Annotated in this window: 19 protein-coding genes; 7 read left to right on the forward strand and 12 right to left on the reverse strand. The window is 72.7% G+C overall.

What is annotated here, in order from left to right:
• Positions 1–2: 2 nt before the first annotated feature.
• Positions 3–1,448 (reverse strand): amidase, encoded by a 1,446-nt coding sequence (locus ACGH48_RS11310; RefSeq protein ID WP_396288661.1) that lies wholly within the window; start codon positions 1,446–1,448, stop codon positions 3–5.
• Positions 1,449–1,486: 38 nt separating this feature from the next.
• Positions 1,487–2,353, reverse strand: coding sequence for a 3-hydroxyacyl-CoA dehydrogenase NAD-binding domain-containing protein (locus ACGH48_RS11315; protein ID WP_340197142.1), 867 nt, complete (start codon positions 2,351–2,353; stop codon positions 1,487–1,489).
• Positions 2,354–2,432: 79 nt separating this feature from the next.
• On the opposite strand from ACGH48_RS11315, the gene ACGH48_RS11320 reads away from it, so the two are divergent.
• Both ACGH48_RS11320 and ACGH48_RS11325 read left to right on the forward strand, forming a co-directional pair.
• Positions 2,433–3,197 (forward strand): acetoacetate decarboxylase, encoded by a 765-nt coding sequence (locus tag ACGH48_RS11320; protein ID WP_396288663.1) that lies wholly within the window; start codon positions 2,433–2,435, stop codon positions 3,195–3,197.
• A gap of 9 nt (positions 3,198–3,206) precedes the next feature.
• Positions 3,207–3,845, forward strand: coding sequence for a TetR/AcrR family transcriptional regulator (locus tag ACGH48_RS11325; RefSeq protein WP_396288665.1), 639 nt, complete (start codon positions 3,207–3,209; stop codon positions 3,843–3,845).
• 78 nt (positions 3,846–3,923) lie between these two features.
• Here ACGH48_RS11325 and ACGH48_RS11330 read toward each other — a convergent pair whose 3' ends face one another.
• Positions 3,924–4,823, reverse strand: coding sequence for an NmrA family NAD(P)-binding protein (locus ACGH48_RS11330; protein WP_396288667.1), 900 nt, complete (start codon positions 4,821–4,823; stop codon positions 3,924–3,926).
• 77 nt (positions 4,824–4,900) lie between these two features.
• Between ACGH48_RS11330 and ACGH48_RS11335 the strand changes: the two genes are divergently transcribed.
• On the forward strand, positions 4,901–5,215 hold the full coding sequence (locus ACGH48_RS11335) for a hypothetical protein (RefSeq protein WP_340197138.1): 315 nt from the start codon (positions 4,901–4,903) through the stop codon (positions 5,213–5,215).
• 69 nt (positions 5,216–5,284) lie between these two features.
• Here the strand turns inward: ACGH48_RS11335 and ACGH48_RS11340 are convergent, their stop codons facing one another.
• Positions 5,285–5,590, reverse strand: coding sequence for an EthD family reductase (locus ACGH48_RS11340; RefSeq protein WP_123312361.1), 306 nt, complete (start codon positions 5,588–5,590; stop codon positions 5,285–5,287).
• 84 nt (positions 5,591–5,674) lie between these two features.
• The gene (locus tag ACGH48_RS11345) at positions 5,675–6,091 is read right to left on the reverse strand and encodes an HIT family protein (protein ID WP_123312360.1); all 417 of its coding nucleotides are present in this window, start codon (positions 6,089–6,091) and stop codon (positions 5,675–5,677) included.
• A gap of 81 nt (positions 6,092–6,172) precedes the next feature.
• On the opposite strand from ACGH48_RS11345, the gene ACGH48_RS11350 reads away from it, so the two are divergent.
• Together ACGH48_RS11350 and ACGH48_RS11355 are read left to right on the forward strand one after the other, a co-directional pair.
• Positions 6,173–7,837: an ABC-F family ATP-binding cassette domain-containing protein gene (locus ACGH48_RS11350; RefSeq protein WP_396288670.1), complete on the forward strand. Its 1,665-nt coding sequence runs from the start codon at positions 6,173–6,175 to the stop codon at positions 7,835–7,837.
• Positions 7,838–7,902: 65 nt separating this feature from the next.
• Positions 7,903–8,817: a L,D-transpeptidase gene (locus tag ACGH48_RS11355; protein WP_396288672.1), complete on the forward strand. Its 915-nt coding sequence runs from the start codon at positions 7,903–7,905 to the stop codon at positions 8,815–8,817.
• Here ACGH48_RS11355 and ACGH48_RS11360 read toward each other — a convergent pair.
• Positions 8,814–9,341, reverse strand: coding sequence for a gluconokinase (locus ACGH48_RS11360; protein WP_396288674.1), 528 nt, complete (start codon positions 9,339–9,341; stop codon positions 8,814–8,816). The genes ACGH48_RS11355 and ACGH48_RS11360 overlap by 4 nt on opposite strands.
• Positions 9,338–10,888 (reverse strand): SLC13 family permease, encoded by a 1,551-nt coding sequence (locus tag ACGH48_RS11365; protein WP_340196382.1) that lies wholly within the window; start codon positions 10,886–10,888, stop codon positions 9,338–9,340. Before ACGH48_RS11365 ends, ACGH48_RS11360 begins: the two co-directional genes overlap by 4 nt.
• 205 nt (positions 10,889–11,093) lie before the next feature.
• Here ACGH48_RS11365 and ACGH48_RS11370 point away from each other — a divergent pair, with 205 nt between their 5' ends.
• A complete protein-coding gene (locus tag ACGH48_RS11370) occupies positions 11,094–11,792 on the forward strand; it encodes a FadR/GntR family transcriptional regulator (RefSeq protein ID WP_396288676.1) in 699 nt (232 codons plus the stop codon).
• A 184-nt stretch (positions 11,793–11,976) separates the two neighbouring features.
• On the opposite strand, the gene ACGH48_RS11375 is transcribed toward ACGH48_RS11370, so the two are convergent.
• From ACGH48_RS11375 to ACGH48_RS11395, 5 genes are all read right to left on the reverse strand, one after another.
• Positions 11,977–12,579, reverse strand: coding sequence for a GNAT family N-acetyltransferase (locus ACGH48_RS11375; RefSeq protein WP_123312354.1), 603 nt, complete (start codon positions 12,577–12,579; stop codon positions 11,977–11,979).
• 9 nt (positions 12,580–12,588) lie between these two features.
• The gene (locus ACGH48_RS11380) at positions 12,589–13,272 is read right to left on the reverse strand and encodes a uracil-DNA glycosylase (protein ID WP_396288678.1); all 684 of its coding nucleotides are present in this window, start codon (positions 13,270–13,272) and stop codon (positions 12,589–12,591) included.
• A gap of 5 nt (positions 13,273–13,277) precedes the next feature.
• Entirely contained in the window at positions 13,278–13,997 is a 720-nt protein-coding gene (locus tag ACGH48_RS11385; protein ID WP_340196334.1) for a Type 1 glutamine amidotransferase-like domain-containing protein, read from the reverse strand.
• Positions 13,994–14,527, reverse strand: coding sequence for a phosphoribosyltransferase (locus ACGH48_RS11390; protein ID WP_173168683.1), 534 nt, complete (start codon positions 14,525–14,527; stop codon positions 13,994–13,996). Before ACGH48_RS11390 ends, ACGH48_RS11385 begins: the two co-directional genes overlap by 4 nt.
• 106 nt (positions 14,528–14,633) lie before the next feature.
• Positions 14,634–15,407, reverse strand: a complete 774-nt coding sequence (locus ACGH48_RS11395; RefSeq protein WP_340196335.1) for an SDR family oxidoreductase — start codon at positions 15,405–15,407, stop codon at positions 14,634–14,636.
• A 120-nt stretch (positions 15,408–15,527) separates the two neighbouring features.
• Between ACGH48_RS11395 and ACGH48_RS11400 the strand changes: the two genes are divergently transcribed.
• Entirely contained in the window at positions 15,528–16,619 is a 1,092-nt protein-coding gene (locus ACGH48_RS11400; protein WP_396288681.1) for an acyltransferase family protein, read from the forward strand.
• Positions 16,620–16,704: the final 85 nt, after the last annotated feature.

Consider the following 16,704-nt stretch of genomic DNA (forward strand, 5'->3'; position numbering starts at 1 on the left):
GGTCAGGCGGTCCAGGCCGCCGGGTGCCGCCGCTGCCACCGCAGCCGACGCTCGAGCTGGGCCCCGATCGCGAGCAGGACCCGTTCGCCCCCTGGCCGCCCGATCAACTGGACGCCCATCGGCAGGCCGCCACCGTCCGGGTGGTCGTCGGCGGTGACCCCGACGGGCAGGGTGATCGCCGGCAGCCCCGCCACGTTCGCCATCGAGGTCCACGGCGAGTAGGCGCACTGGCGGCGGAAGTCCTCGTCCGGGTCGTCGCCGTACCAGCCGAGCGGCCGCGGGGTCAGCGCGAGCGTCGGTGACAGCACGGCGTCGAACCGGTCGAACGCGCCGATCAGCGTCGCCGAGAACGTGTCGAGCGTGGTCATCGCGTCGAGCACCTGGGTGCCGGTGAGCCGCCGTCCCCGTTCCACGAGCCGCGCCACCAGGGGCGTCAGCGCGGTCAGGTCGATGCCGGGGACCATCGGCAGCCGCGCCGCGGAGCTCTCCCAGGCCACCCGGAACGCGTCGGCGTACGGCGCCCGGGGCATCTGCACGTCCTCCACGCCGTGCCCCACCTCGCCGAGCACCCGCACCGCGGTCTCGACGGCAGCGCGCGCCGCGGGGTCGACCACCACGTCGACGGTGTCGTCCCACGGCGAGCCGTCGAGCAGTCCGACGACGAAGCGCCCCTCGCCGCGGACGGCCGCCGCGGTGAACGGGCCGTCGCCCACGTCCGGCGTGACCAGCGCGTACGGTGCCGGTTCCGCCAGCCCGGTGGGCGCCACGAGCGCGTCGAGCAGCATCCCGGCGTCCGCGACCGACCGGGTCAGCGGCCCGGCGACGGACAGTCCACCGACGCCGGAGCGACCGGGCATCGACGGCACCCGCCCACGGCTCGGCTTGAGGCCGACGAGTCCCGTCGCGGCGGCCGGGATCCGGACCGATCCCCCGCCGTCGGACCCGACGGCCGCCGGCAGCAGTCCGGCCGCGACGGCGACCGCCGCGCCGCTCGACGACCCGCCGGGCGCACGGCTCGTGTCGTACGGGTTCCGCGTCACCCCGAACCGGGTCTCCGACGACGAGGACATCCCGAACTCGGGCGAGGTCGTCTTGCCGAGGCTCACCGTGCCGGCCGCGTCGAGCGCGGCGACCAGCGGGTGGTCGGCCCCGGCGGGGCGCTCCGGCAGGCTCGCGGTGCCGCTGCGCGTGGGGACCCCGGCGCGGTCGTACAGGTCCTTGTCGGCGGACGGGAGGCCCCACAACGGTCTGGACGTCGGCACCAGGTGGCCGAGACGGTCGGCTCTCGTGCGCGCTGCATCGGCCGTGACCGTCACGAACGCGCCGAGGGCGGGGTCGAGGCGCTCGATGCGGGCGAGGTAGTGCCCGGTCACCTCGAGCGCGGTCGCCTCCCCCCGGCGGATCCAGTCCCAGAGTTCCTGCGCGGCGAGGTGGTGGAGTTCGAACACGGTTCCCGAGCCTAGGCGGCGTCGGTGCTGGTCGTGCGTCAGTGCTGGTCGTACCGGTAGAAGCCGCGGCCGGTCTTCACGCCCAGGTCGCCGGCCTCGACGTACTGACGGAGCAGCTGCCGCGGGCCCTCGGGCAGGTGCGGGTCCTCGGCCGCGTAGTGCTCCTCGATGTCCAGGACGACGTCGAGCCCCACCTGGTCCATCATCCGGAACGGACCGGCGGGCGACCCGGTGTTCACCGCGAACATGGCGTCGACGTCCTCGGGCGTGGAGACCCCGTCGGCGACGACCGCCAGGGACTCGCGTTTGACGGCCGCCCAGATGCGGTTGAAGATGAACCCGGTCGACTCCCTGCGTGCGACGAACGGGCGGACGCCGTAGGTCGGCAGGACCTCGAGCAGCAGGTCGACGACCGCGGGGTCGGTCTCGCCGTCGCTCATCAGGTCGACGGCGTTCTGCGCCGGCGGCATGTAGAAGTGCATGTTCAGCACACGCTCCGGGTGCTCGACCTCGTCGATCATCAGTCGGCTCGCGTACGACGACGAATTGCTCGCCAGGATCGTGTCCGCCCCGACGGCGCGGTCGAGCTGACCGAACACCGTGGTCTTGAGGTCGATGCGCTCCGGGATCGCCTCGACGACGAGCCACGCACCGGCGACGGCCTCGTCCAGGTCGTCGAACGCGCGGACGGTGCCGACCGCGCCCCCGTCCCGCGCAGCGGCGAGCGCGGGGAGCTCGCGCTCGACGTACTCGACGGCGGCCGTGCGGACCGGTTCGGCGAGGTCGTACACGCGGGACTCGCCGCCGGCGCTGGCGAACATGAGCGCGATGCGCCGGCCGAGGGTCCCACCGCCGATCACGGTGACGGGTCGGTTGCGGATGTCGGTCGGCAGGGGGAAGCCCATGGTGTCCTTCGTTCTCGGGTGTACGTTCGATACACAACGTACTCAGTACGGATCGTACTGCAACCGACAAGGAGTTCCCATGCAGGCCTCGGACGTCCTCCGCCACGCCACCACGCCCCTCACCGCGCCGGTGTACCCGCTGCGACCGACGCGCTTCACCGACCGCGAGTACTTCAACGTCGTGTACCGGACCGACCCCGACGCCCTCCGTGCCGTCGTGCCGGAGCCGCTGCGGGTCGAGGCACCGCTGGTCCGGTTCGAGGTCATGAAGATGGGCGACGTCGACGGGTACGGCCCGTACGTCGAGTCCGGTCAGGCGATCCAGGTCACCCTCGACGGCGAGGTCGGCGAGTACCTGCACGCCATGTACCTCGACAACTCCGCCGCGACGCTCGCCGGTCGCGAACTGAGCGCCTACCCGAAGGTGCTCGGGACCCCGGGGTTGCGTGTCGACCAGGGCGCCCTCGTCGGCACGCTCGACCGCGGTGCCGAACGGGTGGCGACGGCGACCATGGCGTACCAGTGGGAGCCGATGGACCCGGTCGAGGCCGCGGCGCAGATCACGGTGCCGACCTGGATGGTGAAGCTCGTCCCCGACGTGACGACCCTGGGGTTGCGGGCCGCCGACCTCGTGCGGACCGAGATCACCGACATCGTCGTGAAGGGGGCCTGGACCGGGTCCGCCCGACTGCAACTGTTCGAGCACGCCCTCGCGCCGATGGCGGACCTGCCGGTGCTCGAGGTCGTCAGCGCCTCACACGTCCTGACCGACCTGACGCTCGCGCCGGTACGGTCCGTGCACGACTACCTGGCGGACCCGCGCCGGTCGGACGACGCCTCCTAGGATGAACCGGTGTCCCCACGAGTGAGCGACGACCCCGCCGCACGCGCCCGACCCGTCCGGCGGCGCAGCAGCACCCGTGCGGAGCTCGTCCGCGCCGCCGAGGCACTGTTCGACGAGACCGGCTCGGCGTCGGCCAGCGTCGAGGCGATCGTCGCGCGTGCGGGCTTCACGCGCGGGGCCTTCTACTCGAACTTCGCGACGACCGACGAGCTCTTCTTCGCGGTGTACGAAGCGCAGGAGGCTGTGGTCGTCGAGCGGCTCGAGGACGGCTTCCGGGCAGCGCTCGACGCGACCGACCAGCAATCCGTCGACGCGATCGTCTCCGGGGTCCTCGGCGGCCTGCCGCCCGAGGGCAAGTGGTACGCGATCCGCTCGGTCCTGCTGTCGCGGGCACGCCACGAGCCCGAGCTCCAGACGCTGCTCCGCACGCACACCGATGCCTTCCACACCGCGCTCGAGCCGCTGCTCGTCGAGTCGGTCACGGCGCAGGGCCGACGCCTCACCGTCGCGCCGGACGTCTTCACCCGTGCGGTCGTCGCCGCGCACGTCGGCGCGGTCAGCCAGACGGTGCTCTACGACGACGCGGCGACCATCCGCGTCGCGGCGGTGCGGGGCGCGCTCCTCGGGCTCAGCGAGCCGACGCCCTGAACCCGGGCACGAGTCCGACCGGCAGTCGACCCGCGCGACGCGGGGCGGGCCTCCCGGCCGGACCGTGACGGCGGACGGTCAGACGCCCAGGTGGGCGGCGAGCACGTCGCGGACGCTCGTCCACCCGTGCGGACCGTAACGGTCGTCGTCGACGTGGTGCAGTTCGGCCTCGCCGCTGAACATGCTCACGAAGTACTGCATGCCCTGCCACGCCGGGAACGGTTCGGCGTCGTCCTTCGACAGCCGCCGGCCGACCCGGGCCATCGCCGACAGCGTGCCGGTCGTGCCCGCCCACTGCAGCCGGAACGGCGTGCCGGTCAGCCGTGACATCGTGTCGGCGATCGAGCGTGCCGTGACGCGGTCCCCCGCGACCTCGACCACACGGGGTGCGTCCGCGTCGAGTGCGACGAGCGCCGTCACGCGCGCGACGTCGTCCTTCGTGGTGAAGTCGAGGACCTGGTCGGCCGACGACCAGTAGAGGACCCGCCGGCGGTCGAACAGGATCATCGGCGCCTGGCCGGTGAGCATGTCCGTGAACGCCCCGTTCAGCACGGACGTCGCACGGATCGGAGCGGCGTCGAGGGCGGCGGCGAACTCGCGGCGGAGCTCGAAGTTGCGGTTCGAGCCGGGGGTGATCGACCGGTAGTCGGCGGCGTAGTCCGAGGGGATGAACCGCGGGACGCCGGCCTCGACCGCGGCGTCGAGCAGGGCGCGCTGCGCGTCGACGATCACGGCGCGGGTGCCGCTCACCGCGGAGACGACGACGTCGACCCCGGCGAGCGCCGCCACCAGGGCCGGTCGGTCCGTGTAGGCGGCGGGGACCACGTCGATGCGGTCGTCGTCGGCGAAGCGGCGCTGTGCTGCGTCGCTGCTCGGGCGGGTCAGGACGCGGACGCGGGTGTCGTGCTGCAGGAGCTCGCGGACGATGCGTCCGCCGAGGTCTCCGGTGGCGCCGGCGACGAGGACGGTGGTGGTCATGGCGGCCACGCTACGGGTGCGTGGGTGCGGCGGGCACAGGTGCGGTGGCGGCGGCGCGGTGGCCCTATCCTGCGGAGGTGGACACGACTCTCCCCTCCGGCACGACGAAGCGCCGGATCGAGCTCCGGCTCGCTCGCCCCCTGCTCACCTGGTTCGCCCGCCCCACCGTCACGATCGACGGGGTTGGGCACCCGGCGCAGTGGGGCACGGGCACGTGGGCGGTCGCGGACGACGGCCGCACCGTGATCGGCGTGTACCTGTTCAACCGGGCGTGGCGCTTCGGCGCCGCGACGCTGCACGTCGGCGACGCCGCCGTGCTCGAGTACCACGCTGGCCTGTTCCCTCTCGGCGCGGGCAGGCTGACGCCGGTGCCGGGCCGAGACTCGCGCTGAACGACACTCCTCGCGGCGCGGGACCCGAGGAGTGTCGCTGAGCCCGAGACCCGGGCCCGGCCGTCGGTGCTACTCGTGCTCGATGTCGGAGAACAGGCCGGTGAACGTGGCGCCCGTCCCGCCGAGCCGCTCGAAGAACGCGCCGGCCTCGGCGGTCGCCACCGCGTCGGACGCGTCCCCGTACGACGCGAAGTACAGGTCGAGGGTGCGGTGGGCCGGGGTCGGGGTGCCGTCCTCCTTCGGCCAGACCTTCGCCGCCTCCAGGCGCTGCAGGCCCGGCAGCTTCGCGGCGAGGGACTCGAGCTCCACGTAGGACTGCTCGAACGCGGACGGGTCGGCCGGGTTGTCGATGATCAGGGTGATCTTCGTGGTCATGGTGTGCTCCTGGAGGTGTCGGTGGGAGGGCTGACGGTGCAGCGCCCACTCCACTCCGTTCTGCGCACCGCTGCCCGGGATCGGCTACTCGAACATCTCAGCGAGGAGCGCGTGCGGGTCACCGTCGACGACGTGTGCCGAGGGCGGCTCCGGCCAGTGCGTCGTGCCGTCGTCCGGCCAGCACGGCACGACGTGGAAGTGCAGGTGCCGCACGCTCTGCCCGGCATCGGCGCCGGAGGCCTGCAGCACGACGGTCCCGGTGGCGCCGAGCGCACCCCGCATCGCCCGTGCGACCCGCTGCACGAGCGCGGCGGTGGCGGCCAGTGCCACCGGTGCGGCGCCGAGCAGGTCGTCGGCGTGCTCGACCGGCGCGACCAGGGTGTGCCCGGGTGCGAGCGCCGACCCGGGCAGCGGCGCGAACGCCACGGCGTGCTCCTCGCGCTCGACCCAGACGGCCGGTTCGTCGCCGGCGATGATCGCGCAGAAGACGCAGGGTTCCATCCGACCAGTGTGCTGCACCCGGAGCCCCGGGCACTCTGAGCACGGTGCCGTGCGGACGCCGCCACGTGGGACGATTGGCGCATGACCGCCACGCTCGTCGCCAAGGGCCTGTCCGGCGGGTACGCCGCACGCACACTGTTCGACTCCCTCGACCTCACGGTGGCGCCGGGCGACGTGATCGGTGTCGTCGGCGTGAACGGCGCCGGCAAGTCCACGCTGCTCCGGCTGCTGGCCGGCGTCGACGAGCCCCTGGCCGGCACGGTGTCACTCGCACCCACCGACGCGTTCGTCGGCTGGCTCCCCCAGGAGCACGAGCGGATCGCCGGTGAGACCGTCGCCGGGTACATCGCCCGCCGGACCGGCTCGGCCGAGGCGACCGAGGTCATGGACGCCGCGGCGGCGGCGCTCGGCGACCCGGACGCCGGTGACGCCGCCGCTGACCGCTACTCGACGGCGCTCGACCGCTGGCTCGCCGCGGGCGCCGCGGACCTGGAGGACCGCATCCCCGCCGTCCTGGCCGACCTCGGGCTCGAGACCGGAGCCGACGACGACGGTGTCGGACCGGACTCGCTCATGACCGCGCTGTCCGGTGGGCAGGCCGCCCGGGTCGGACTGGCGGCGCTACTGCTGTCGCGCTTCGACATCGTCCTGCTCGACGAGCCCACGAACGACCTCGACCTCGACGGGCTGGACCGGCTCGAGGGGTTCGTCCGGGGCCTGCGCGGCGGCGTCGTGCTCGTCAGCCACGACCGGGAGTTCCTGGCGCGCTCGGTGACGAGCGTCCTCGAGCTCGACCTGGCGCAGTCGTCCAACCGGCTGTTCGGCGGCGGGTACGACTCGTTCCTCGAGGAGCGCGAGATCGCCCGGCAGCACAAGCGCGACGCGTACGACGACTACGCCGCGACCAAGGCCGACCTGGTCTCCCGTGCCCGGACGCAGCGCGAGTGGTCGAGCCAGGGCGTGCGCAACGCGATGAAGAAGGCCCCCGACAACGACAAGATCCGCCGGAAGGCCGCCTCGGAGTCGAGTGAGAAGCAGGCGCAGAAGGTGCGGCAGATGGAGTCCCGCATCGCGCGGCTCGACGAGGTCGAGGAACCACGCAAGGAGTGGCAGCTCGAGTTCACGATCGGCAGCGCACCGCGGTCGTCCGCGGTCGTGGCAACGCTGTCCGACGCGACCTTCACGCAGGGCGACTTCACCCTCGGTCCGGTGTCGCTGCAGGTCGACGGCGGCGACCGCATCGGGATCACCGGACCGAACGGCGCCGGCAAGTCCACGCTGCTGCGTGCGCTGCTCGGCAAGCAGGTGCCGACGACCGGCACGGCCTCGCTCGGATCGAGCGTCTCCGTCGGCGAGGTCGACCAGGCCCGTGCGGCCTTCACCGGCGACCAGTCCCTCGCCGCCGCGTTCGAGGCGATCGTGCCGGAGTACACGACCGCCGACGTCCGGACGCTGCTCGCGAAGTTCGGGTTGAAGGCCGACCACGTCGGCCGGCCCGCGTCGGCGCTCTCCCCCGGCGAACGGACCCGCGCCGGACTCGCGCTGCTGCAGGCCCGGGGGGTGAACGTGCTCGTGCTCGACGAACCGACAAACCACCTCGACCTGGTGGCCATCGAGCAGCTCGAACAGGCACTGGAGTCCTACGACGGCACCCTGCTGCTCGTCACGCACGACCGGCGCATGCTGGAGACCGTCCGCCTCGACCGGCAGTGGCACGTCGACGCCGGCCGGGTCACCGAACGCTGACCGACACCAGGAGCACACACCCAGACGACGAGCGCACGCTGGACCAGGAGCACAGGGGGATGCCGATGCGACGCAGGAGCTGGATCGCCGTGGTCGGGAGTGCAGCGGCGCTCGCCGTCGCGGCCGCCGTCGTCGTGGGGGTGACCGCCGACCGGCCGGACGCCGACCCGACCCACGTCGCACGGGCCACCCCGACCGCAACGCCGACGCCGACCCCCACCCCGACGCTCGCGGCCGTCCCCCGAGCCCCGTCGGCCGCCACCCTCGCCGCCCTGCCGTTGGCGTTCCACGACGGCGTCGTCCCGGAACTCCTCGACGGCGGGGACGTCCGCCCCACGGACACCTGGCAGATCGCCACCCCGCGGCACGACCTCGTGGCCCTGTACGCCAGCCCGTCGAGCCGCGCGCGTCCGGTGGCGACGCTCTCGCACCGGGTCTCGACGATCGACCTGCCCGCCGCCACCGCCGTCTGGGGCCGGTCTCCGGGTGTCGACGGCGGCATGCTCCTCGTCTCGACCCCCGCCCGGAACCGCACCCCGGGCGACGGCGGTGACCCGGACGCGCCGAGTGCCACGTTCGCCTGGGCGCGGGCCACCGACTTCACGGTCACCGACACCGACCGGATGATCCGCGTCGACGTCGCCCGGAGCACGGTGTCGGTCGTCACCCGGAGCGGCGACGTCACCGCGACCGAGGCGGCCCGGCTCGGCACCCCCGAGGACCCCACGCCGTCCGACACCGCCACCTACGTCGAGGCGGCGTACGTGGACACCCGCGTGACCTACACGCAGGGCAACCCGATCATCCTGACCGGGGCGCACTCGTCACGGATCCCGTCGTACGGCGGCAACGCGGCCCTGACGGCGCTGCACTACTACCCCGACCCGACCGGCAGCTCGCACGGGTGCGTGCGGATCTCAGCGGAGATGACCCGCACCCTCGCCGCACTGCCGGTCGGCACCCCGATCCGGTTCAGCTAGCGGCCGCCGCCGAGCCCGAGCCGCACGACGACCTCGGCGCTCTCCTCGTCCGGAGTCCGGTCGGCCGCGATCGTCAGGTGCGCCTCGTCGTCCTGCGGCGGCTCGAGCGTCGCGAGCTGGGACTGCAGCAGCGACGTCGGCATGAAGTGGCCAGACCGCTGCGACATGCGCTGTTCGATCAACGCGCCGTCACCGGCCACGTGCACGAACACCACGCCGGGCGCCCGCAGCACGTCGCGGTACGACCGCTTCAGCGCCGAGCACGTGACGACACCGTGCGTCTCGGCGTCGAGGTGCCCGCGGATCCAGCCGGCGACGACGTCGAGCCACGGCCAGCGGTCCTCGTCGGTGAGCGGTGTGCCGGCGTGCATCTTGTCGACGTTCGCCTGCGGGTGCATCGCATCGCCCTCGGCGAAGTCCCACCCGAGCTGCTCGGCGACCATCGCGGCGACCGTCGACTTGCCGGACCCGGAGACCCCCATGACGACCAGGACGCGCGCATCCAGGGCGGAGTCGCCGCTCATCGGATGAACACCCCGGCCAGCAGGACCCCGAGCAGACCGAGCACCGAGATGAGGCACTCGAGCACCGTCCACGTCTTGAAGGTCTGCCCCACGGTGGTGTTGAGGTAGCCCTTGACGAGCCAGAACCCGGCGTCGTTCACGTGCGACAGGAACACCGACCCGGCACCGATCGCCAGCACGAGCAGCGAGGTCATCGGCGAGGACAGGTCCGCCGCGATCGGCGCCATGATGCCCGCCGCGGTGACGGTGGCGACCGTGGCCGACCCGGTCGCGACGCGCACCAGTGCCGACACGACCCAGGCGACGAGGAGCACCGAGATGCCGGAGTCCTTCACGGCGTCCGCGATCACCCCGCCGATGCCCGTGTCGATGAGCACCTGCTTGAAGCCACCGCCGGCACCGACGATGAGCAGCACGCCGGCGACCGGGGGCAGTGCGCTCTCGAGCGACTTCGCCACGGCGGACCGGTCCATGCCGCCGCCGATCGCGAAGAAGACCATCGCGTAGATCGCGGCGATGCCGATCGCGATCATCGGCGACCCGAGGAAGTCGAGCAGGCTCACCCACGAGCCGGCCGCGTCGGGCATCGTGGCCTCGCGGATGGCCTGGGCGAGCATGAGGACGACGGGCAGCAGGATGCCGACGAGTGCGACGGTGAAGGACGGGCTGCGCGGCTCGCTGATGACGCGCGTGAAGTCGCTCTTGCCGTTGGGCAGGGACGCGGTGTCCTGCGTGGCGGGGCCGCGCCGGGCCTCCCGTCCGCCCGAAGCGGGGTCCTGCGGACCGGACGCCGACCCGGAGTCCGAACCACGCGACCCGAACAGGTCGGGGGCCGGGATGTCGACCCAGCGTGCCGCGAACTGCGCGAAGACCGGACCGGCGAGCACGATCACCGGGATCGCCAGAACGATGCCGAAGGCGAGCGTGGTGCCGAGGTTCGCGCCGACGGTCGAGATGGCGACGAGCGGGCCGGGGTGCGGCGGGACGAACGCGTGCATCGTCGACAGGCCGACGAGGGCGGGCACGGCGATCTTCATGATCGGCACGGAACTGCGCTTCGCGACGAGCACGATGATCGGGATGAGGAGCACGAGGCCGACCTCGAAGAACATCGGCAGGCCGATCAGCGCACCGATCAGGGCCATCGTCCACGGCAGCGCGGCCTTCGACGACCTGCGGACGAGGGTGTCGACCACGCGGTCGGCAGCACCGGAGTCGACGAGCATCTTGCCGAACATCGACCCGAGGCCCACCAGGATGCCGACGCTCGTCATCGTCGCGCCGAAGCCGTTGCCGAAGCTCGTGACCGCCTTGTCGGGCGCGAGCCCCGCGCCGATGCCGACGCCCAGGGCACCGATCACGAGCGCGATGAACGGGTGCACCTTGAGCCAGGTGATGAGCGCGATGATCACGACGATGCCGACGAGGGCCGCGATGATCAGCTGCGGGATCGGACCGGACGGGTCGACCGTCTCGGTGCCGCCACCCTCGGCGGCGAGGACCGCGCCGACGGGGTGCGCGAGCGCGTGGACTGGAGCGTGAGGCATCGGTGCCCCTTCCTGGAGCCGCTGCCGCGCGGCTCCGTCGCCTTCGTGTCGAGGGCGGCTGGCGCTGCACGAGCCGACCCTCAATAATCTGATTAATCAGACTATACGACGATCCGCCGCGCGCCATCCGCCCTCGGAGGCAGTCTGCCGTTTCGATGGGACCGACGTCACGCCGACCGCGCGACACGTACTGCATGGAGGAACGATGCCCCCCGCACGCGGACTGCACGCCCACGTGCTCGACACCCTCGGGCAGCGCATCGTCGACGGCGCACTCGAGCCCGGCACGGTGGTCCGCCCCGAACTCGTGGCGGACGAGTTCGGCGTGTCCCGGTCGGTCGTCCGCGAGGCGCTCCGCGTCCTGCAGTCCCTCGGGCTCGTCGAGCCCCGGCAGCGCGTGGGCACGCAGGTGCTCGGCATCGGGTCGTGGGAGCTGCTCGCGCCGACGGTCATCCGGTGGCGCGGCGCATCGCCCGCCTACTTCGTGCAGCAGCGGGAACTGCTCGAGCTGCGGCTCGGCGTCGAACCCGTCGCGGCGTCGCTCACCGCCGGCGGATCCGGGGCATCCGCCGTCCTCGACGCCGCGCAGGACATGCTCGCCGCCTGCGCGCGCGAGGACAGCCGCGCGTACCTCGAGGCCGACGTCCGCTTCCACCGCGCCCTGCTCAGCGGGTCCGGCAACGCCGTCTTCGCGCACTTCGCGGGCACCGTCGAAGCGCTGCTGCGCACCCGCACCTCGGAGTCGCGCGACACCATCACGCGCTGGACGCGCGAGGCCGCCCTCCGGCACGAGGCCGTCGGACACGCGCTGGTCGCGGGCGACGGAGCCGCCGCGGCGGCCGCGACGACGGCGCTCGTCGGTGTCACGCGCGACGAGTTCATCGCCGAGGCCCCGCGGCCCTGACGGGTGTGCGGGGTCGGGCGAGGGGCGGCACGAGGTGGCACGCCGTGCGCTGGTCGTCGAGGTTCCACAACACGCCGTGCGCTGGTCGTCGAGGTTCCGCAACACGCGCGATCGCACGCCGAGATGCGCAGATCTCGGAACCTCGGCGCGGCCCACCGCGACCGAACGACGGACGACCGCCCGACTACTTCCGGGCGAAGAGGCGCGGGCCGCGCAACCGCAGGCGCATGGTCACCGTGCCGAGCCATCGGTCGTACTTGTAGCCGACCTTGCCCATCCGACCGACCTCCTCGAAGCCGAGCCGCTCGTGCAGGCGGATCGAGGCCTCGGCCTGCCGGTCGGCGATCACCGCGACGACCTCGCGGACCCCGGCGGACCGGCACTCGTCGAGCAGCGCCTCCATGAGTGCACGCCCGAGCCCCTTGCCGCCGGACGCCGCTCCCAGGTAGATCGAGTCCTCGACCACGCGGTTCGACCGGTCGCGCGGGTTCCAGGCGTCGACCAGCGCGTAACCGAGGATCTGCCCGGCGGGGTTCTCCGCGACCAGGAAGGGCAGCTTGCGCTTCCGGATGTCGTCGTAGCGCTGCTTCCAGCGGGCGAAGGTGAACGCCGACGGGTCGAAGGTCACCGACGAGTTGCGGACGTAGTGCGTGTGGATCTCACGCACGTCGGGCAGGTCGCTCACCTCGGCGGCACGGATCCGGTACTCGAACGCGGTCTCGCTCGCCGGACGGGCACGCAGGTGTCGCGGCAGGACCCGCCGTCGCTGGTATTCCTCCTCGAGCACGTGCCGAGCCTACTGAGCGGGCAGCGACCAGTCGACCGGCGTCGCGCCCTGCTCCTCGAGCAGCGCGTTGACCTGCGAGAACGGACGGCTGCCGAAGAAGCCCCGCGAGGCGCTCAACGGGCTCGGGTGGGCCGACGCAACCACCGGGGTGTCACCGAGCAGCGGTCGCACGGACGCGGCCTGCGCGCCCCAAAGCACTGCGACGAGCGGGGTCCCCCGGCCGACCAGTGCGCGGACGGCCTGGTCGGTGACGGCCTCCCATCCCTTGCCGCGGTGGCTGCCGGCATCGCCCGCGCGGACCGTGAGCACCCGGTTGAGCAACAGGACGCCCTGGTCCGACCACGCGCGCAGGTCACCGTGCGCGGGTGGGGTCACGCCGACGTCGGCGCTGAGCTCCTTGTAGATGTTCGCCAGACTGCGCGGCACCGGGCGGACTGCGGGGTCGACGGCGAACGACAGTCCGATCGGGTGGCCGGGCGTCGGGTAGGGGTCCTGCCCGACGACGAGCACCTTCACGGCGTCGAAGGGCGTGGTAAAGGCCCGGAGCACGTCGGCGCCGGCGGGCAGGTACGGGCGGCCGGCTGCCGTCTCGTCGCGGAGCCACGCACCCATGCGGTGCACGTCGTCCTCGACCGGAGCGAGCGCCGACGCCCAGCCGGGGTCGACCAGGTCGGCGAGCGGTCGTGGTTCCACGACGGCTACGCGCCCATCGTGGCGACGGCCACGGACTCCTCGCCGGCCATGACGCGCCAGACGCTGCCGGTGCCCCGGACCTCGAGCGCGCCCTCACCGACGACGAGTGCGGTGTCCTCGTCGATCGCCAGGCCGGCGGTGACGAACTCGGCCTCGGCGCTGGCGATGAGACGGGCGAGCGTGCCGGCCTGCACCGCGTGGACGTCGATGGTCAGGTCGACCAGGCCGAGGCCCTCGCGGAGCTCGACCTCGTCGAGGCCCTCGGAGGCCTCCTCGGGGCAGATCTCGACGCCGCCGATGCGCCAGCCGCCGACGAGCGCGCGGTCGGCGGCGATCATCGCGCCGGCGGAGTAGCCCAGGTAGGGCAGGCCGTCGGCGACGAGCAACCGGAGTTGGTCGACGAGCGGGGCGATCGCGCCGAGGTAGTCGGGCGTGACGCCGCCACCGACGACGAGCGCGTCGACGTCGCTCAGCACGGTCGTGTCGAACACCTGGCCGGCCGCGACCTCGGTCACGACGACCTCGGCCGCGCGGGCCCCACCGAGCACCTCGGCGATGTCGGCGGTCGACGACGGGCTGCCGCCGTCGGGGCCGGCGACGGAGAGCAGGGCGATGCGCGGGACCGTCCGGCCGACGGCAGCCGACCGTGCGGTGGCCTCGGCGAGGAAGGGCGCTGCGGCGTCCGAGGCGGCGAAGCGTCCGCCGCCGACGAGGTGGATGCTCACGACTCGGCCGTCACCGGTGCGAGGGCGCTCCACGGGAAGGTGATCCAGCCGTCGACGCGGCGCCAGACGTGGTCGGGCTCGAGGACGGTGCCGGGCTTCGAGTACAGGCACGCGCTGCGGACGTCGGCACCGGCGTTCCGGATGATGTCGACCACCAGGCGCAGGGTCCGACCGGAGTCCGACACGTCGTCGACGACGAGCACGCGCTTGCCGGCCAGGCTCGGGGCGTCGAGCGCGGGTGCGAGCACGACGGGCTCGTCCAGGCGCTGCTCGACGTCGGTGTAGAACTCGACGTTGATCGAGCCGCACTCCTTGGTGCCGAGCGCGTACGCCACGGCACCGGCGATGATCAGCCCGCCACGGGCGACGGCGACGACGACCTCGGGCTCGAAGCCGGAGGACAGCACGTCCTTCGCGAGCAGGCGTGCGGCGTCACCGAACTCCAGCCATCCGAGCACCTCGGGCCCGCTCGTCACGGTCACGGTCGACTGAGCCGGCGCCGTGGGCTCGGGTTCGCTGCTGATCGGCATCCGACCACGGTACCGGCAGGGACCCCGCGCCCGCGACCCGTGGTCACCGCCCGGGCGCTGCGCAGCGGATCAGCGCGGGCGCTGGGCAGGGGATCAGCGCGGCGGGTCAGCGCGGCGTGAGCGTTCCGCGCGCGAGCTTGTGCTGCGCCGACTGCGCGACCGGCCGGATCGTGACCAGGTCGAGGTTCACGTGCGCCGGCAGCTCCACCGCGTGCACGATCGCCTCGGCGACGTCGTCGGCCACGAGCGGGCCCGGAACGTCGTCGTAGACCGCCGCGGCCTTCTGCTCGTCGCCGCGGAACCGGGTGAGCGCGAACTCGTCGGTCTTCACCAGTCCGGGGGCGATCTCGACGACGCGGATCGGTTCGCCGTTGAGCTCGAGCCGGAGCGCGCCGACCAGGGCGTGCTCGGCGAACTTCGCGGCGTTGTAGCCGCCACCGTTCTCGTACGCCACGAACCCGGCCGTGCTCGTCACCGTGACGATGTCGGCTCCACCCGTCGCACGGGCACGGTCCCGCAGGTGCGGCAGCAGCGCGGCGACGACACGCTTCGTGCCGATCACGTTGACCTCGAACATGGCACGCCAGTCGTCGACGTCCGACTCCTCGACGCTGGCCGAGCCGAACGCGCCACCCGCGTTGTTCACCAGGACGTCGGCGCCGCCGAGCTCGGCGACGCGGGCGGCGAGCGCCTCGACGTCGGCAGCGCTCGTGATGTCCGCCACCAGGACCTCGGCACCGGTCTCCGCGGCGAGCGCCTCGAGCTTCGCCGCTCGGCGGGCGACGGCCAGCACGTCCCAGCCCCGCGACCGGAACAGCCGGACGGTGGCCGCCCCGATGCCCGAGCTCGCTCCGGTGACGACTGCGCGCCGTGCTGCCATGTGATCTGCCTCCTGGGTCGGTGACCGGGCGACTGATCGCCCCGGTTCCTGGACGACTGCTCGCCCAGGACCCCAACCGTACCGACCCTCCCAGGTCACGATCCGGTAACGTGGCCGACGATGACGACGGATGCCGCCCCTCCCGCACCCTCGGCCCCGGCGACGCAGCTCGAACCCGGCCGGGCACCGCGCCGTATCCCCATGTGGGACACCGCGCGGTTCGTCGCCGTGACGCTCGTGGTGATCGGTCACGCGATCCAGCGCCAGACGACGGCGAGCGAGCACGCCCTGGCGCTCTACACGTTCATCTACGCGTTCCACATGCCCGCGTTCGGTGTGATCAGTGGGTACTTCTCGTCGGCGGACACCCCGACGGCGAAGCGCATGCGCCGCACGATCACCGACATCGTCGTGCCGTACATCATCATGCAGACGATCTGGACCGTGGTGCAGGGCATCGTCGAGGGCGGCAAGGACTTCAACCCGACCCAGCCGACCTGGACCCTGTGGTTCCTGCTGGCCCTCGGCATCTTCAAGCTGATCCTGCCGTACCTCGCGCAGCTGCGGTGGCCGTTGTTCTGGGCCGTCGTGTTCAGCATCGGCGTCGGCTACTTCGACAACGTGGACTCGACGCTCTCGCTGTCCCGTGCCATCAGCCTGCTGCCGTTCTTCCTGCTCGGGTGGCAGGTCAAGCAGTGGGGGCTCTTCGACCGCTGGTACGAGGCCTCGCGTCGCGTGGTGGTCCGGGTCCGGGTCGCCGCGGCCGTGGTGTTCGCCGCCTGGGCGGTGTCGTGCGCGGTGTGGATCCCGCAGTTCAAGGAGTTCGACCTGCACCACTGGTTCTTCTACGACGACTCGTACTCGGGTCTCGGCGAGGACGCCTGGTGGGCCGGAGCCGTCCGCTTCGGCCTGATGCTGCTGGCGTCGCTGCTGACCGCGTCGTTCCTGGTGCTCATCCCCCGCCGGAACATCTGGCTCACGCAGTTCGGTGCGGCGACGATGTACGTCTACCTGCTGCACACGTTCGTCCTCTACCCGATCCGCGAGTCCGGCGTGCTCGCCGGCCCGCACTCCGCGTGGCCGTTCGTGCTGCTGATGGTCGCGATCGCCTGCGCGGTCAGCCTCTTCCTGGCCCAGCCCTTCGTGCGGCGCGGGATGCGCTGGCTGCTGGAACCGAACGTCGGCTGGCTGTTCCGCCGCGATCCGGCGTAGCGGGCCCCCTCGCACCGTGCGAGGCCCGCCGGCGAACGGTGCGACCCAGCGTCGCGCCCCGCGGACGGGAGGCCCGTGGCGCGTC

Source organism: Curtobacterium pomorum (assembly GCF_044497295.1).
Lineage (GTDB): Bacteria > Actinomycetota > Actinomycetes > Actinomycetales > Microbacteriaceae > Curtobacterium.

What these genes read in the sequence shown, in the direction of transcription:
- ACGH48_RS11315 (WP_340197142.1), bottom strand. Translation starts at nt 2,353, where the DNA reads ATGGGCTTCCCCCTGCCGACCGACATCCGCAACCGACCCGTCACCGTG.
- ACGH48_RS11320 (WP_396288663.1), top strand. Translation starts at nt 2,433, where the DNA reads ATGCAGGCCTCGGACGTCCTCCGCCACGCCACCACGCCCCTCACCGCG.
- ACGH48_RS11330 (WP_396288667.1), bottom strand. Translation starts at nt 4,823, where the DNA reads ATGACCACCACCGTCCTCGTCGCCGGCGCCACCGGAGACCTCGGCGGA.
- ACGH48_RS11340 (WP_123312361.1), bottom strand. Translation starts at nt 5,590, where the DNA reads ATGACCACGAAGATCACCCTGATCATCGACAACCCGGCCGACCCGTCC.
- ACGH48_RS11345 (WP_123312360.1), bottom strand. Translation starts at nt 6,091, where the DNA reads ATGGAACCCTGCGTCTTCTGCGCGATCATCGCCGGCGACGAACCGGCC.
- ACGH48_RS11350 (WP_396288670.1), top strand. Translation starts at nt 6,173, where the DNA reads ATGACCGCCACGCTCGTCGCCAAGGGCCTGTCCGGCGGGTACGCCGCA.
- ACGH48_RS11355 (WP_396288672.1), top strand. Translation starts at nt 7,903, where the DNA reads ATGCGACGCAGGAGCTGGATCGCCGTGGTCGGGAGTGCAGCGGCGCTC.
- ACGH48_RS11360 (WP_396288674.1), bottom strand. Translation starts at nt 9,341, where the DNA reads ATGAGCGGCGACTCCGCCCTGGATGCGCGCGTCCTGGTCGTCATGGGG.
- ACGH48_RS11365 (WP_340196382.1), bottom strand. Translation starts at nt 10,888, where the DNA reads ATGCCTCACGCTCCAGTCCACGCGCTCGCGCACCCCGTCGGCGCGGTC.
- ACGH48_RS11370 (WP_396288676.1), top strand. Translation starts at nt 11,094, where the DNA reads ATGCCCCCCGCACGCGGACTGCACGCCCACGTGCTCGACACCCTCGGG.
- ACGH48_RS11390 (WP_173168683.1), bottom strand. Translation starts at nt 14,527, where the DNA reads ATGCCGATCAGCAGCGAACCCGAGCCCACGGCGCCGGCTCAGTCGACC.
- ACGH48_RS11395 (WP_340196335.1), bottom strand. Translation starts at nt 15,407, where the DNA reads ATGGCAGCACGGCGCGCAGTCGTCACCGGAGCGAGCTCGGGCATCGGG.
- ACGH48_RS11400 (WP_396288681.1), top strand. Translation starts at nt 15,528, where the DNA reads ATGACGACGGATGCCGCCCCTCCCGCACCCTCGGCCCCGGCGACGCAG.